Origin of the sequence: Zavarzinia sp., from assembly GCF_041650655.1 — a bacterium.
Taxonomy (GTDB): domain Bacteria; phylum Pseudomonadota; class Alphaproteobacteria; order Zavarziniales; family Zavarziniaceae; genus Zavarzinia.
On sequence record NZ_JBAZKR010000016.1, the window covers coordinates 1 to 13,828 of the forward strand.

14 protein-coding genes are annotated in these 13,828 nt (G+C 68.4%); 9 read left to right on the forward strand and 5 right to left on the reverse strand.

Translation table 11 applies throughout. The features are described from left to right. Positions 1-744: amino acid--tRNA ligase-related protein (locus tag WC493_RS05350; protein ID WP_373063295.1), on the reverse strand; the 744-nt coding region annotated here is incomplete at its 3' end. A 187-nt stretch (positions 745-931) separates the two neighbouring features. Between WC493_RS05350 and WC493_RS05355 the strand changes: the two genes are divergently transcribed. Both WC493_RS05355 and efp read left to right on the forward strand, forming a co-directional pair. Beyond that, on the forward strand, positions 932-1,336 hold the full coding sequence (locus WC493_RS05355) for a DUF805 domain-containing protein (RefSeq protein ID WP_373063297.1): 405 nt from the start codon (positions 932-934) through the stop codon (positions 1,334-1,336). Between the two features lie 96 nt (positions 1,337-1,432). Beyond that, positions 1,433-2,002, forward strand: coding sequence for an elongation factor P (gene efp / locus WC493_RS05360; RefSeq protein ID WP_373063299.1), 570 nt, complete (start codon positions 1,433-1,435; stop codon positions 2,000-2,002). Positions 2,003-2,076: 74 nt separating this feature from the next. On the opposite strand, the gene WC493_RS05365 is transcribed toward efp, so the two are convergent. After that, a complete protein-coding gene (locus tag WC493_RS05365) occupies positions 2,077-2,622 on the reverse strand; it encodes a hypothetical protein (protein ID WP_373063301.1) in 546 nt (181 codons plus the stop codon). A gap of 162 nt (positions 2,623-2,784) precedes the next feature. On the opposite strand from WC493_RS05365, the gene WC493_RS05370 reads away from it, so the two are divergent. From WC493_RS05370 to WC493_RS05385, 4 genes are all read left to right on the forward strand, one after another. After that, on the forward strand, positions 2,785-3,945 hold the full coding sequence (locus WC493_RS05370) for a serine hydrolase domain-containing protein (RefSeq protein WP_373063303.1): 1,161 nt from the start codon (positions 2,785-2,787) through the stop codon (positions 3,943-3,945). 6 nt (positions 3,946-3,951) lie between these two features. Beyond that, positions 3,952-5,130 carry an MFS transporter gene (locus WC493_RS05375; protein WP_373063305.1) on the forward strand — a complete coding sequence of 393 codons (1,179 nt, stop codon included), beginning with the start codon at positions 3,952-3,954 and terminating at the stop codon, positions 5,128-5,130. A 9-nt stretch (positions 5,131-5,139) separates the two neighbouring features. Beyond that, positions 5,140-5,880: a DUF6065 family protein gene (locus tag WC493_RS05380; RefSeq protein ID WP_373063307.1), complete on the forward strand. Its 741-nt coding sequence runs from the start codon at positions 5,140-5,142 to the stop codon at positions 5,878-5,880. An 80-nt stretch (positions 5,881-5,960) separates the two neighbouring features. Continuing rightward, the gene (locus WC493_RS05385) at positions 5,961-8,063 is read left to right on the forward strand and encodes a PQQ-dependent dehydrogenase, methanol/ethanol family (RefSeq protein ID WP_373063309.1); all 2,103 of its coding nucleotides are present in this window, start codon (positions 5,961-5,963) and stop codon (positions 8,061-8,063) included. Between the two features lie 33 nt (positions 8,064-8,096). On the opposite strand, the gene WC493_RS05390 is transcribed toward WC493_RS05385, so the two are convergent. Genes WC493_RS05390 through WC493_RS05400 form a run of 3 tightly spaced genes read right to left on the reverse strand, consistent with a single transcriptional unit; the run spans position 8,097 to position 10,573 of the window. Then, positions 8,097-9,176 (reverse strand): DUF2817 domain-containing protein, encoded by a 1,080-nt coding sequence (locus WC493_RS05390; RefSeq protein ID WP_373063311.1) that lies wholly within the window; start codon positions 9,174-9,176, stop codon positions 8,097-8,099. Continuing rightward, entirely contained in the window at positions 9,173-10,150 is a 978-nt protein-coding gene (gene dgcA / locus WC493_RS05395; RefSeq protein WP_373063313.1) for an N-acetyl-D-Glu racemase DgcA, read from the reverse strand. Before dgcA ends, WC493_RS05390 begins: the two co-directional genes overlap by 4 nt. A 45-nt stretch (positions 10,151-10,195) precedes the next feature. After that, the gene (locus tag WC493_RS05400; protein WP_373063315.1) at positions 10,196-10,573 is read right to left on the reverse strand and encodes a cytochrome c family protein; all 378 of its coding nucleotides are present in this window, start codon (positions 10,571-10,573) and stop codon (positions 10,196-10,198) included. Between the two features lie 172 nt (positions 10,574-10,745). On the opposite strand from WC493_RS05400, the gene WC493_RS05405 reads away from it, so the two are divergent. From WC493_RS05405 to WC493_RS05415, 3 genes are read left to right on the forward strand one after another with little or no spacing between them, the layout of a single operon-like run. Continuing rightward, the gene (locus WC493_RS05405; RefSeq protein WP_373063317.1) at positions 10,746-11,858 is read left to right on the forward strand and encodes a DUF2336 domain-containing protein; all 1,113 of its coding nucleotides are present in this window, start codon (positions 10,746-10,748) and stop codon (positions 11,856-11,858) included. 27 nt (positions 11,859-11,885) lie between these two features. Further along, positions 11,886-13,028 carry an ABC transporter permease gene (locus tag WC493_RS05410; RefSeq protein WP_373063319.1) on the forward strand — a complete coding sequence of 381 codons (1,143 nt, stop codon included), beginning with the start codon at positions 11,886-11,888 and terminating at the stop codon, positions 13,026-13,028. Position 13,029: 1 nt separating this feature from the next. Next, positions 13,030-13,827, forward strand: a complete 798-nt coding sequence (locus tag WC493_RS05415; protein WP_373063321.1) for an ABC transporter ATP-binding protein — start codon at positions 13,030-13,032, stop codon at positions 13,825-13,827. Position 13,828 lies beyond the last annotated feature (1 nt).

The window sequence follows — 13,828 nt, forward strand, 5'->3', positions numbered from 1 at the left end:
GAGCGAGATCGGCCAGTCGGTCAGGAAGCTCGGCTTCACGCTGCCCAGCACGGGCTCGATCCGGTCGAGGCTGATGCGGAAGAAGATGTCTTCCCAACTGTCCTCGGGGGCGCAGCGGATGGCTGCCGCCTCCGCCTCGGCGCGCAGGGCTTCGGGCTTCGGGTTCAGGGGGTCGTCGATGGTCGCGGCGAGGTCGATGCCGGCGTGGAGCAGGAAGGCTTCCTGCACCGTCAGGCGCTCGAATTCCTCCTCGATCGCGATTTCCCGGCCCTGGGCCAGCAGGGTCTTCCGGCCCGCCGCCGCGGCCGCCGCGCGCAGCAGGGCTTCGCAATCCGCCATCAGGTCCTCGACCGTGCCGCCCGCCCGGTACCATTCCAGCATGGTGAATTCCGGGTGGTGGGTGGCCGAGCGTTCGCGGTTCCGATAGGTCTTGGCGAGCTGGAAGATCCGCGTCTCGCCCGCCACCAGGAGTTTCTTCATGGCGAATTCGGGCGAGGTGTGGAGATAGAGCCGGCGCAGGACATGGCCGTCCGCCGCTTCGAGATCGGTCGAAAAGGCCATCAGATGGGGCTCGAGGCCCGGGCTCACCTGCAGCGCCGGGGTCTCCACCTCGGTGAAGTCAAAGCCCTCGAAGGTGGCGCGGATCGCCTTGGTCACCGCCGCCCTGGCGGCCAGATAGGGGCGCCGGGCCGCATGGCGGTCGGGCCGCCACCAGGGCACGGGGGGAAGTCGGTCGTCGGTCATCTGTCGCGCTCTCGGCTCGGGACCCCTGGTTAGTGGATTTGCGCGCCGCGCGCCATCGGCAAGGCGGATTTGACGGGCATCACACCTGGCTTGATTTCAACTTGCGGATTCCAAGGCCCCGGTGCCTAGTTCTCGCGACCGGCCCGGCCCGACGAAGGGCCGCCGTTTCGAAACCGGGGGGTATCGAATGTCCGAACTTCTGTTCTCGTTCCAGGGCCGGATCAACCGCCAGCCCTTCTGGCTCGCCTCGATCGCGGTCGGCATCGCCACCAATGCGCTCATCTGGGGCCTGGCCTCCGCCCTCGGCCTGATGCCCGAGATGACACCGACGACCATGCCGGACGGCACCATGATGATGTCGGCGCCCATGGGGCCGGGCTTCGTCGTCCTCATGCTCGTGGTCATGGTGCCGGCGCTCTGGATCGGCCTCGCGCTCCAAATCAAGCGCTGGCACGACCGGAGCAAGAGCGGCTGGTGGGTCTTCATCGGCTTGGTCCCGGTGATCGGCGGTCTCTGGGTGCTGATCGAATGCGGCTTCCTGCGCGGCACTCCCGGCCCCAACGCCTACGGCCCCGATCCGCTGTCGGCCTGAGCCGCGGCTTTACCCGGGGGTTTCGCCGAGGTTGTCCCTGGCGGCGGTGTCTGATAGGGTCCGCCGCCATTCGGACAGGCTATAGAGTATTCCCCCATGCCCAAGGTTAACGCGAATTCGATCCGCGTCGGCAATGTCGTCGAGATCAACGGCAAGCTGTTCGCGGTGCTCAAGACCCAGATGGTGCAGCCCGGCAAGGGCGGCGCCTTCGCTCAGTTCGAGCTGCGCGGTATTCGCGACGGCGTGAAGACCCAGGAACGCTACCGCTCGTCCGAACAGGTCGAACGGGTCAGCCTGGAAGACCGCGAGTATCAGTATCTCTATCCCGAGGGCGACAATTACGCCTTCATGGACATCGAGACCTTCGACCAGATCCTGGTGCCCGGCGACGTGATCGGCGATCCCGCGGTGTGGCTGCAGGAAGGCATGGTCTGCTACATCCGGACCTACGAAGGCTCGCCCGTCGCGGCCGAACTGCCGCAGACCGTGACCCTGAAGATCGTCGAGGCCGACCCGGTGGTGAAGGGCCAGACGGCCTCTTCCTCCTTCAAGCCGGCCTTGCTCGAGAACGGCCAGAAGATCCTGGTGCCGCCCCATATCGAATCCGGCACCCGCGTCGTCGTCTCGACCGCCGACGGCGCCTATATGGAACGCGCCAAGGACTGATCCCCACCGCGTCGCCCGGCCCGGCCGGAGCGACGCGCCCAGGATCGGTGTGCCCAGGATCGGTGTGCCCAGGATCAGGGCTTCGCGGGGGTGTCCGCGAGCAGCCATTCCGGCCCGAACATATGGGCCATGGCACCCTTGGGCACCACCGCGTGGTCGGCCGGCGGGTTGGTCCGGTAGATGACGGTCCAGCTTCCGGGCACGATGTTGTTCTTCTTCAGGGCCCGATTGTATTTGCCTGCTTCGAAGGCGGAGGCGGGCTGCAGCGGCGCGCCCAGGATGACCACCAGCTCGATCCGCCACAGTTCGTCCGGGTTCTCCTCTGACAGCCGGTCGAGGATGTGGCGCATGTTGTAGCCGCCGCCGGAAAAGCCGTAGAAGGCGGCGATCTCGGGATCGCGGCCGAAGAGCTCGACCGTGGCATTGGCCTGCGGGCTGGTCTTGCTCTGGGGTTGGCCCGGCTTGTCGAGGACGACCGGCTCGTAACCCTTGCGCTGCGCGAATTCCTTGGCGGCGCCGACATGCAGCGCGCCGTTCGGCCAGGCGATCTTGTTGCCCTGCTCGTCGGGATAGGTTCCGGCACCGGCGGAATTGCCGCGCAGGATGATCATTTTCTTCATCGTGGCGCTCCCCCTCCCGTGGCCGTGGCCCGGGCGGCCGGCATTCTACGCCGCGCGGCCGTGACGTGCCATGTCCTGCCCTGCCCGCCCCATTCGCCCGCTTGAACCAGCGCCGGTTCAGCCCCACACTCCCCCGCCGCAGAAGCCGGGGAGAGCCTGAACATGCCGTCATCCATCGCCGCCGCCCAGGGTTTCGATCCGGGCCGGCTCGCCCGCCTGACCGCTGCGGTGGAGGCGGATGTCGCGGCGGCGCGGATCGACGGGGCGGTGGCGATCGTCGCCCGGCGCGGCCAAGTGGTGCTGGAGCGGGCGATCGGCCTGGCCCATCGCGAGAGCGGCCGGGCCATGACGCTCGACGCCGTGTTCAATTCGATGTCGGTCTCGAAGCAGTTCACCAATCTGGCGGCGCTGCAGAAGATCGACCAGGGCGAACTCGCGATCGACACGCCCGTGGCCGCCGTGATCCCGGACTTCGCGGCCGAGGGCAAGGGCGGCATCACCGTCGGCCATCTGATCACCCATACCAGCGGCCTGCCTCCCGTGGTCATGGGCGACCGCAACCTCAACCCGACCCGGCTGGACTCGGTGGCCGAGGTGCTGTCGCGCACGGCACCGCTCTGCCCGCCGGGCGAACGGGTGATGTACAGCCCGATCCTGGCCCATGGCCTGCTGGCCGAAGTGGTGCGCCGGCTGGACGAGGGGGAGCGGCGCTTTTCCCGCATCCTGGCCGAAGACCTGTTCCAGCCTCTCGGCATGGGCTCGACCGCGCTCGGCATTCCGGCCGAGCTGCGGCCGCGTTATGTCCCCGTCGTGGTGCGCGATCCGACCCCCGGCCTGTTCCCGCCCGGCGTGCTCGAATCCGGCGACCGGCTGAAGCCCGACAGCGAGATGGCGGGCGGCGGCGCCAGCCTGACCGCGGGCGATCTGCTGCGCTTCGTCGAGGCACTGCGCCAGGGCGGCAAGCTGGGTGATGCCCGGATCCTCTCGCCGGCCCTGCTCCGTTTCGCCCTGGCCGACCGCACCGGGACCAAGCCGCACCTGATGTACGACCCGATGCGGACGTCGCGCGGCTGGCCCGAGGTGCCGTCCCATCTCTCCTATGGTTTCTGGCTGCGGGGCGAGGGGGTGCACCCCATGGCCTTCGGCCATCTGGCGAGCCCGGGCACCTTCGGCGGCATGGGCGCCGGCTCCCACGTCTTCTGGTGCGATCCCGAAACCGACGTGAGCTTCGTCTTCCTCTCGGCCGGGCTGCTGGAAGAGGGGGCCTCGGTCGAACGGCACCGCCGGCTGTCCGATCTGGTGCACGCCGCGATCGAACGCTGAACCATCTTGAGCGCGCCCGAACCCCTTCGCCGCCGCATTCCGGTGGCGCTGCGCATGGCGCTGTTCTATGCCGTGTCCTATTCGGGGCTGGGCGTCATCGTGCCCTTCCTGCCGGTCTGGATGCAGGCGCGCGGGCTCGATCCGATCGAGATCGCCGTCGTGCTGTCGGTCGGGCAATTGGTGCGCATCTTCGGCAATACCGGCTTCGGCCGCCTGGCCGATCATTTCGGCGAACGCCGCCGCATCCTGATGGCGCTGACCGTGGCCAGCCTGCTGTCCTACCTCCTGCTGCTGCCGGCCCAGGGTTTCGTCGCCATCCTGGCGGCCAATCTGGTGGCCAGCCTGTTCTATCCGGCCCAGGTGGCGCTGACCGAAAATCTCGGCGTGCTCGCGGCCTATCAGCGCGGCTACGACTATGGCCGCGTGCGGCTCTGGGGTTCGGTCACCTTCATCGGCGGCACGCTGGCGGTCGGCTTCGAGCAGAAAGTGGTGGGGCCGGACGGCATCCTGTGGCTCGCCCTGGTGGCCCTGGCCGCGACCGTCGCGCTTGCCTGGATGCTGCCCGACATCCGGACCGAGCGCGCGCCCCGGCAGAAGGGGGCGGTCGGCGCCTTCCTGCGCAATCCGGTGTTCCTGCTCTTCCTGGGCGCCAATGCCTTCGTGCAGTCCAGCCACGCCGCCTATTACACCTTCTCCACCCTGCATTGGCGCCAGGCCGGGCTGGACGATCTCGCGATCGGCCTGATCTGGTCGGAAGGCGTGGTGGCGGAGATCCTGCTCTTCGCCGTCTCGGCGCGCTTCGTGCACAGGATCAGGCCGACCCGGCTCATCCTGATCGGGGCGCTCGGCGGCATCGTCCGCTGGGGCGTGCTGGCCTCGACCACCGATCTCGGCTGGCTGCTCGCCATCAACTGGCTCCATGCCGCGAGTTTCGCCTTCGCCCATCTGGGCGCCATGCATTTCATTCCCCGCGGCATTCCCCAGGGTCTGACCGCGACGGCCCAGGGGCTCTATTCCTCGATCGGCATCTCGGTCGCGGTGGCTGTGGCGACACTGGCGCTGGGCCCGCTCTATGCCGCCCTGGGCGGCCTGATCTTCATCGTCATGGCCGGCTTCTGCGTGCTTTCGGCCGTGCTCGGCTATTTCCTCGATCGGCGCTGGGACGGCGGTGTGATCCGGCTATAATCCACCCTCATGCGCCTCACCTGCTACACGTTCGGCGACCATGCACCGCCCATGCGCGTCGCCCCCGCCACGCGGGACTGGATGGATGCGACGCCGCATGGCTTCGCCTATCGCTGCCTGCCCCTCAACATCGCCAATGCCCACGGCTGGGAGCTGCTGTGTCCCACGCGGGTCGAGGCGGTCTGGACCGGAGGGGTCGAGCCGGCGGCGGTGCAGGTCTCGGGGCCGGGCGCCGGGCGTTCCGCGATCGGCCATTTCGGCTCCGGCGTGCTGACCTTCCATGTCCATGCCCTGTTCGTGACCGAGCCGGGCTGGAACCTCTATGTCACCGGTTCGCCCAATCAGGCCAAGCACGGCATCGCCCCCCTGACCGGCATCGTCGAGACCGACTGGTCGGCCGCCACCTTCACCATGAACTGGCGCTTCACGGCGCCGGACGTGCCGGTGGTGTTCGAGGCGGGCGAACCCTTCGCCTTCCTCTTCCCGGTGCCGCGCGGCATGATCGAGACGGTCGAGCCCGAGGTGAAGCGCCTGGCCGACGAGCCCGACCTCGCCGCCGCCTTCAAGGAATGGTCCGAGGGACGCACCAAATTCCTCAGCGACCTGCCGGTCAAGGGCTCCGACGCCAACAAGCGCGGCTGGCAGAAGAATTATTTCCAGGGCAAGAACGCCGACGGTTCGTCGACCGTGCCCGATCACCAGACCAAGCTGAAGCTGAAGCCCTTCCCGGCCCGTCCCCCCAAAAAGTGACGCCGTGTTCACCATTGTGCGGGCCCCACGGGACGGCTAGTCTTTCCTGACCTGATAAGAAAATAAATCGGGAGGAGAGATTGTTCGCTTCGCGCGTTGGCGGCGCCTTGTCTGCGCTCGCCCTTTTGCTGTGTCCCACCCTCGCCCTCGCCGATGTCGCCCCGCCGCCACCTCCGGGTGTCGCGACGGTCGACGGCGCCCGCATCGCCCATGCCGATGCCGAGCCGGGCAACTGGATGTCCCACGGAAGGACCTATGACGAGCAGCGTTTCAGCCCGCTCGACCAAGTCACCAAGGACAATGTGAAGGATCTCGGCCTCGCCTGGTCGTTCGAGACCGGCGGCACCCGCGGCCATCATTCGACGCCGATCGTGGTCGACGGCGTCATGTATGTCACTGCCCCCTGGTCCCTCGTCTTCGCGCTCGACGCCAGGACCGGCAAGCAGCTCTGGACCTATGATCCCGAAGTGCCCAAGGAATGGGGCAAGTTCGCCTGCTGCGACGTGGTCAACCGCGGCGTCGCGGTCTGGCAGGGCAAGGTCTATGTCGGCACCATCGACGGCCGCCTGGTGGCACTCGACGCCGGAACCGGCAAGGTCGCCTGGTCGGTCGACACCAAGGTGGGCGACTGGCCCTATACGATCACCGGTGCGCCCCGCGTGGTGAAGGGCCATGTCATCATCGGCAACGGCGGCGCCGAATATGGCGTGCGCGGTTACATCTCGGCCTATGACGCGGCCAGCGGCAAGCTCGACTGGCGCTTCTTCACGGTGCCCGGCGATCCCTCGAAGCCCTTCGAGAACCCGGAACTGGAAGCCGCGGCCAAGACCTGGACCGGCGAATGGTGGAAGATGGGCGGCGGCGGCACGGCCTGGGATTCCATGGCCTTCGACCCGGCGCTGAACACGCTCTATGTCGGTACCGGCAACGGCGCGCCCTGGGCCCGCCATATCCGGAGCCCGGGCGGCGGCGACAATCTCTATCTCTCGTCGATCCTGGCGCTCGACCCCGACACCGGCAAGCTCCGCTGGTATTATCAGGTAACCCCTGGCGATACCTGGGACTTCACCGCGACCCAGCACATGATCCTGGCCGACCTGGTGATCGACGGCAAGCCGCGCAAGGTCATCATGCAGGCGCCGAAGAACGGCTTCTTCTATGTCCTGGACCGCGAGACCGGCAAGCTGATCTCGGCCAAGAATTTCGTCACCGTCACCTGGGCTTCGGGCATCGACATGACGACCGGCCGCCCGATCGAGAACCCGGACGCGCGCTGGGAGACCAAGCCGGCGCTGATCTTCCCGTCACCCTTCGGCGGCCACAACTGGCAGCCGATGTCCTTCGATCCGAAGACCGGCCTGGTCTATATCCCGACCCAGGAAATTCCCGGCTTCTATGCGCCGCAGGGCAAATTCACCTATCATCGCAAGCAGTGGAACACCGGGGCCGACAATTCGCCCTTCGTCGACGTCGATCCCGCCACGGTCTCGGGCGCCCTGATCGCCTGGGACCCGGTCGCCCAGAAGGAAGTCTGGCGCGCCAAACTTTGGGGGCCGTGGAACGGCGGCGTGCTCTCCACCGCCGGCGGCCTGGTGTTCCAGGGCACCAGCGACGGCAAGTTCAACGCCTATGACGCGGCGACCGGCACCCGTCTCTGGACCACGCCGACCTGGACCGGCATCCAGGCCGCGCCCATCACCTATACGGTGGACGGCCAGCAATATGTCACGGTCGTGGCCGGTTACGGCGGCACCTATGCCCTGGCCTTCGGGCGGGCGGCCAAGACCTCGGACTTCCCGAATATCGGCCGGGTGCTGACCTTCAAGATCGGCGGCACCGCCACCCTGCCCAAGCCCGACCTGACCGCCGCCATCCCGGCCCCGCCGCCCAATGTGGCGCCGGCCGAGCAGGTGGCCAAGGGCCAGGCCCTCTATGCGCAATATTGCGGCGTCTGCCACGGCTTCGGCGTGGTCTCCGGCGGCGTGCTGCCCGATCTCCGCCATTCCGGCCCGGTGATCCACCAGTCCTTCAAGGAGATCGTGTTGGGCGGCATGTTGAAGGACAACGGCATGGTTTCCTTCGCCGACGTGCTGAACGATGCGGACGCCGATGCGATCCACGCCTATATCATCCAGCGCGCCAACGAGGGTGACGTGCCCGGCACGCCGCGCATCACACCATGATCCTTGCGGCACCCGGGGCGTCCCCGGGTGCCGTCAGATCCCGGCCAGCACGCCCTGCACGGTCTCCAGCCCCAGGGCATAGACGGCGTCCTGCCAAGCCGCCTCGTCGGGCGCGAAGGCGTCCTTCAGGCGGGCCTTGATGGCGCGGCCCTGCTCGGTGTCGAGCCCGCCCTGCTGATGCAGGAAATTGTCGTCGCGGAGTGCGCCCAGCACGGTGATGCCGTCCCTGGTGCCGACCTCGAGGGCGACGAAGGTGAGGCCGTCGTCGCCGAGCAAGGCGGCTACGCCCTCGTCGAGCGAACCCATCAGATGGGCGGAGAGGGATTCGCCCGTCACCGTCGACTTGACCCGGGCGCCGAACAGGGCCTTTGCCCGCCCATAGGCGGCGCTGCCAGGCGCCGCGATGGTGATCGCCTCGCCCGTGCCATAGGCCCCGAGCCCGGTATGGCAATCGATCGCCACCACATGGTCGGCGCCGGAGAGCTGGCAGAGCACGGCTTCCGAGACCCGGCGGCGCGACCAGGTCGGACCATAGCCGCCGAAATAGAGCCCGTCGCCATGGTGATACTGGCCCCGCGTCACCGCGGCCTGGAGGGCCGGCAGGCCGTTGGTACGGGCGAAATGGCGGAGTTCGCCGTCGGCCGCGGCCAGGGTCGCGGGGTCGAGCCCGGGGGGCAGCAGGGCGGCGGCGATGATCTCGTAATCGCGGTCGCGCGCCCGGCTCTCGCCGAAGTCGATCCAATCGCGGTTGAAGTCGACATTGTCCTCGGTGACGCGCCGGGTCCAGGCGAAGCCCCAGGGATTCAGGGCATGGAACAGGTGGACGGAAACGCCCTCGGGCAAATGGTCCAGATGCCCGTCTTCGACCAGGCCGAGGGAGAGGGCGGCGCCGAAATAGCCCTCGACCCCATGGGTGCCGGCGAAGAGCGCCAGGCGGCGCGGCGCCCCGGCCGGGCCGATGCGGACGACGTCGAGCGCCAGTTGCTCCGCCGCCGGGCCGCGCAAGGGGTGGACCCGGCTCTCGACCACGAGGCCGCGCGCGGCGCAGGCGGCCAGCAGGCGGTACCGGGCGGTCGCATAGTCCGGGCTGAAATGGTGGTGCCCCGGCCTCATCCCCAGAGCGCCGCCACGCCTGGATGGAGCAGGGCGCCGTCGTAGCGAAGCCCCGGTTCGCGGTCCCTGGCCAGGAGCAGGGGACCGTCGAGGTCGGTGAAATCGGCCAGGGGGGCGAGCAGGGCGGCCGGCGCCATGGCCAGCGACGTCCCCACCATGCAGCCGACCATCAGCCCGAGGCCGAGTTCGCGTGCCCCTTTCGCCAGTTCGATCGCCGCCGTCAAGCCGCCCGCCTTGTCCAGTTTCACATTCACATGAGAATAATGCCCGGCGAGCCGCGGCAGATCCGTGACCGTGTGGCAGGATTCGTCGGCGCAGAGGGCAATGGGGCAGGTGGCGGCGTCGAGTGCTTCGTCCGCCCCCGCCGGCACCGGCTGCTCGATCAGGGAAACGCCGAGGCCGGCCAGGCGGGCGGCCAGTGCCGGCGTCTCGGCCGGGCTCCAGGCTTCATTGGCATCGACGATCAGGCGCGCTTCCGGGGCGGCGGCATGGACCGCGGCGACCCGGGCGAAATCCTCGCCGTCGCCGCCCAGCTTCAGCTTGAGCAGCGGCTTGGCCGCGGCGCGCGCTGCAGCGGCCATGGCTTCCGGCGCGTCGAGGCTCAGGGTATAGGCGGTGAGCACCGGCCGGGGCAGGGGCAGGCCGGCCAGTTCGGCGACCCGGCGCCCGCTCTGTTTCGCGGCGAGATCCCAGAAGGCGCAGTCGAGGGCGTTGCGCGCCGCCCCGGCGGGCAGCGCAGATTGCAGGGCGATGCGGTCGAGCCCGGCTTCGATCGCCGGGCGCAGTCGCTCGATGGCGGCGACCACGCCTTCGACCGATTCGCCGTAGCGGCGGTAGGGCACGCATTCGCCCCGGCCCCGATGGGGGCCGTCGGTCAGGGTGGCAACCACCACTTCCGCTTCGGTCTTGGCCCCGCGGGAAATGCGGAAGGCGCCGGCGATGGGCCAGCGTTCGACCGAAACGGAAAGTTCCATGATGAAGCTCCGGGCGGGTGGGGCCCGGAGCTTAGCACTGCCGAATTATTTTTGTTCTTCGAGGTAGGCGATCACGTCCTCGCGCTCTTCCTCGTTCTTCAGGCCGACGAAGGCCATCTTGTTGCCGGGCACGAAGGTTTTGGGGTCGGTCAGATAGGATTCGAGCTTCTCCTTGTCCCAGGTGAAGCCGGCGCCGGCCATCGCCTTCGAATAGGTGAAGCCTTCCTTGGTGCCGGCGACGCGGCCGACCACGCCGTGCAGATTCGGACCCACGCGGTTCGGGCCGCCGGCCTCGACGGTGTGGCAGACGGCGCATTTCTTGAAGACGACGGCGCCCTTGGCGGCGTCGCCGGCCAGGGCGGCCTGGGCGCCGAGCCCGGTGAACAGGGCGATCAAGGCGATTTGCAGCTTATTTTGCATCATTCGGGTCCGATCGGCGTTAATCTCTGTGTGGGAAGTTCCGGTGTAGCTCTAAAATAGGCGAACAGAGGCCGAGGTCGATGCGGCACGCCGCCGCTCGCCGAAAGTCGAAGTGTCCTAAGTCGAAGGTGGCCGCTCTGCGCGGCACTTCGTCTGGTTGCAGCGAGAGGCAGTGTTGACCGAGACCATGCTGTCCCGATCCGATCTCGAAGCCCTGTTGTCCGATCCGGTGCCGGAACGCCAGGCCGCCGCGGTGACCCGCGTGGCCACGGCATGGCGCGCCGGCCGCCTGGACGAGGAGACGCGGGTCGCGACCGAACAGCTCTTCCGCATGGTCGCCCGCAAGGCGACGGTGGCGGTGCGCGGGGCCCTGTCGCGGGCCGTGCAGGATGCCGACGACCTGCCCCATGACGTCGCCATCAAGCTGGCCAGCGATGTCGATCACGTCGCCCTGCCGTTGCTCGAAGCCTCCAACGTATTGACCGACGACGACCTGGTCGCCCTGATTCGGGCCGCCACGCCGGGTGCCATGTATGCCATCGCCGGCCGCCCGGCGGTCTCCGGCCCGGTCGCCGACGCCCTGGTCGAGCAGGGCGATGCGCGTAGCGTCGGCCGCCTGGTCGGCAATCCCGGCGCCAGCCTCAGCGACCAGGCGTTGGAGCGCGCGGCCGAACGGCACGGCGATTCGGCCCTGGTGGCCGAACCCCTGGCGGCCCGTCCCGCCCTGCCGCCCCAGGTGGCGGAACGGCTGATGGCCGTGGTCGCCGAACAATTGCGCCAACACCTGCTGAGCCGGGACGCCATCGCCCCCGACCTGCTGACCGATCTCGTGCTGCAGAGCCGGGAACGCGCCACCCTGGGCCTGCCCCATGGTGTCGGCCAGGATCTCGAAGGCTTCATCGAGTCGCTCGACCGCAGCGGCCGCCTGACGCCCACCCTGATGATGCGGGCGCTGCTGACCGGCGATTATCTCTTCTTCGAAAGTGCGATGGCCCGGCGCGCCGGCATCCCGGCCGCCAATGCCCACCAGCTCCTGAACGATCCGGGCGGCCAGGGTATCGCCCGTCTGTTCATCGCCGCCGGGATGCCCGAGGAACAGCTTCCGCTTGCCCGAGTCGCCATGATCGCGGCCGAAGAGACCGAGCTGCGCGACGAACCGGGGGCCAAGCAACATTACCGCGACCTCGTGGTGGCGCGCATCCTCACTGGTTTCGGCGATCGGGTGGATACCGACAGCCTGGATTACATGATCACCAAGATCGGCCGGGGCTCGGCCGCGGTTGCGTGATCGGTCCGGACGCTCCACCATGCCGTCATGACGCCTTCCGCCGGAACCGGCCTGCTCACCATTGCCGAGGAGACGGGACAAGTCCGCGTCGTCTTGGCCGGGCGCTGGGTGGTCGGCAATGCCGATCGCCTGGATCGTGCCCTCGACGCCCTGCCGGCGCCCGCCGGACGCGGCCTGCAGCTCGACCTCGGCGGATTGGACGCCATCGATACCGTGGGGGCCTGGCTCGTGCATCGCACCGCCGCGCGCTGGCAAGCAGCAGGCGCGGCAGCGGCCATCGTCGGTGCCAGGCCCGAATACGAGGTCCTGCTGGGCCAGGTCGCCCAGGCCGACCGGCCGGCGCCGGAGCGGCCGCCGCGGCTCTCCCCCGTCGCCCGCATGGTCGGCGATTTCGGCCGCTCGGTGGCGCTGGCGGCGCACGACGGCCTGCAGCTCGTGGCCTTCCTGGGCGAGACGGTGGCGGCCCTGCTGCGTCTCGCCTTCCTGCATCCCGGCCGGTTCCGCCTGACCTCCACCTTCGCCCAGGTCCAGGCGACGGGGATCGAGGCGATGCCCATCGTCGGCCTGATCTCCTTCCTGATCGGCGTCGTCATCGCCTATCAGGGCGTCGACCAGCTCCGCATGTTCGGGGCGCAGATCTTCGTGGTCAATCTGGTTGCCATCTCGGTCCTGCGCGAACTCGGCATCCTGCTGACCGCGATCGTCATCGCGGGCCGTTCCGGCTCCTCCTTCACGGCCCAGATCGGCTCGATGAAACTGAACGAGGAAGTCGACGCAATGCGTACCCTGGGCCTCGATCCGGTCGAGGTCCTGGTGGTGCCGCGGGTCCTGGCCCTCGTCATCATGCTGCCCTGCCTCGCCTTTTTCGCCGACATCATGGGGCTCTTGGGCGGCATGGTGATGTCCTGGGCCAGCCTGGGCATCCCGCCGGACGCCTTCATCCACCGCCTGGCCGCGGCGGTCTCGTGGAAGACCTTCTTCGTCGGCGTGGTGAAGGCGCCCTTCTTCGCCGTCACCATCGCGGTCGTGGGTTGCCTCGAGGGCCTGCAGGTCGAGGGCAGTTCGGAATCGGTCGGCCGGCGCACCACCCAGTCGGTGGTCAAGGGCATCTTCCTGGTGATCGTCCTCGACGCCGCCTTCTCCATCTTCTTCGCGACGATCGGGATCTGACGTGGACGCCGATCATCCCATCATCCGCCTGCGCGGCATCCGCAACGCCTTCGGCGCCCAGGTGGTGCACGACAAGCTGGATCTCGACGTGCGAAAGGGCGAGATCATCGCCCTGGTCGGCGGCTCGGGCACCGGCAAGTCGGTGCTGCTGCGCACCATCGTCGGCCTGAACCAGCCGAAGACGGGCTCGATCGAAGTCTTCGGCCAGGACGTTCTGCACATGCCCTCGGCCGAGCGGCGCAAGGTCGAGGAGCGCTGGGGCATCCTGTTCCAGAACGGTGCCCTGTTCTCGTCCCTGACCGTGGCCCAGAACATCCAGGTCCCGCTCAAGGAACATCTCGGCCTCAAGGGCAAGATCCTGGACGAGATCGCGGCCCTGAAGATCGCCATCGCCGGCCTGCCGGCCGATGCGGGCGACAAATATCCCTCCGAGCTCTCGGGCGGCATGAAGAAGCGCGCCGGGCTCGCCCGGGCGCTCGCCCTCGATCCGGAGATCGTCTTCCTGGACGAGCCGACGGCGGGCCTCGACCCGATCGGCGCCGCGGCCTTCGACCGGCTGATCGCCGATCTTCGTGATACGATCGGTTTCACCGTCTTCCTGGTCACCCACGACCTCGACACCCTGGCCACGGTGTGCGACCGCATCGCCGTGCTCGGCCAGAAACGTGTTATGGTCGTCGGCACGATGGAAGAGATGCTGCAACAGACCGATCCCTGGATCGTCGAGTATTTCCACGGACCGCGCGGGCGCGCCGCCCTCGATGCCAAGGCGCGACTGGAAGCGCGGAAGGGGCTCTGAA

Excerpts from the sequence above, each read along its gene's own strand:
- WC493_RS05410 (WP_373063319.1), top strand. The coding sequence starts at position 11,886 with ATGACGCCTTCCGCCGGAACCGGCCTGCTCACCATTGCCGAGGAGACG.
- WC493_RS05400 (WP_373063315.1), bottom strand. The coding sequence starts at position 10,573 with ATGATGCAAAATAAGCTGCAAATCGCCTTGATCGCCCTGTTCACCGGG.
- WC493_RS05390 (WP_373063311.1), bottom strand. The coding sequence starts at position 9,176 with ATGAGGCCGGGGCACCACCATTTCAGCCCGGACTATGCGACCGCCCGG.
- WC493_RS05370 (WP_373063303.1), top strand. The coding sequence starts at position 2,785 with ATGCCGTCATCCATCGCCGCCGCCCAGGGTTTCGATCCGGGCCGGCTC.
- efp (WP_373063299.1), top strand. The coding sequence starts at position 1,433 with ATGCCCAAGGTTAACGCGAATTCGATCCGCGTCGGCAATGTCGTCGAG.
- WC493_RS05380 (WP_373063307.1), top strand. The coding sequence starts at position 5,140 with ATGCGCCTCACCTGCTACACGTTCGGCGACCATGCACCGCCCATGCGC.
- WC493_RS05365 (WP_373063301.1), bottom strand. The coding sequence starts at position 2,622 with ATGAAGAAAATGATCATCCTGCGCGGCAATTCCGCCGGTGCCGGAACC.
- WC493_RS05355 (WP_373063297.1), top strand. The coding sequence starts at position 932 with ATGTCCGAACTTCTGTTCTCGTTCCAGGGCCGGATCAACCGCCAGCCC.
- dgcA (WP_373063313.1), bottom strand. The coding sequence starts at position 10,150 with ATGGAACTTTCCGTTTCGGTCGAACGCTGGCCCATCGCCGGCGCCTTC.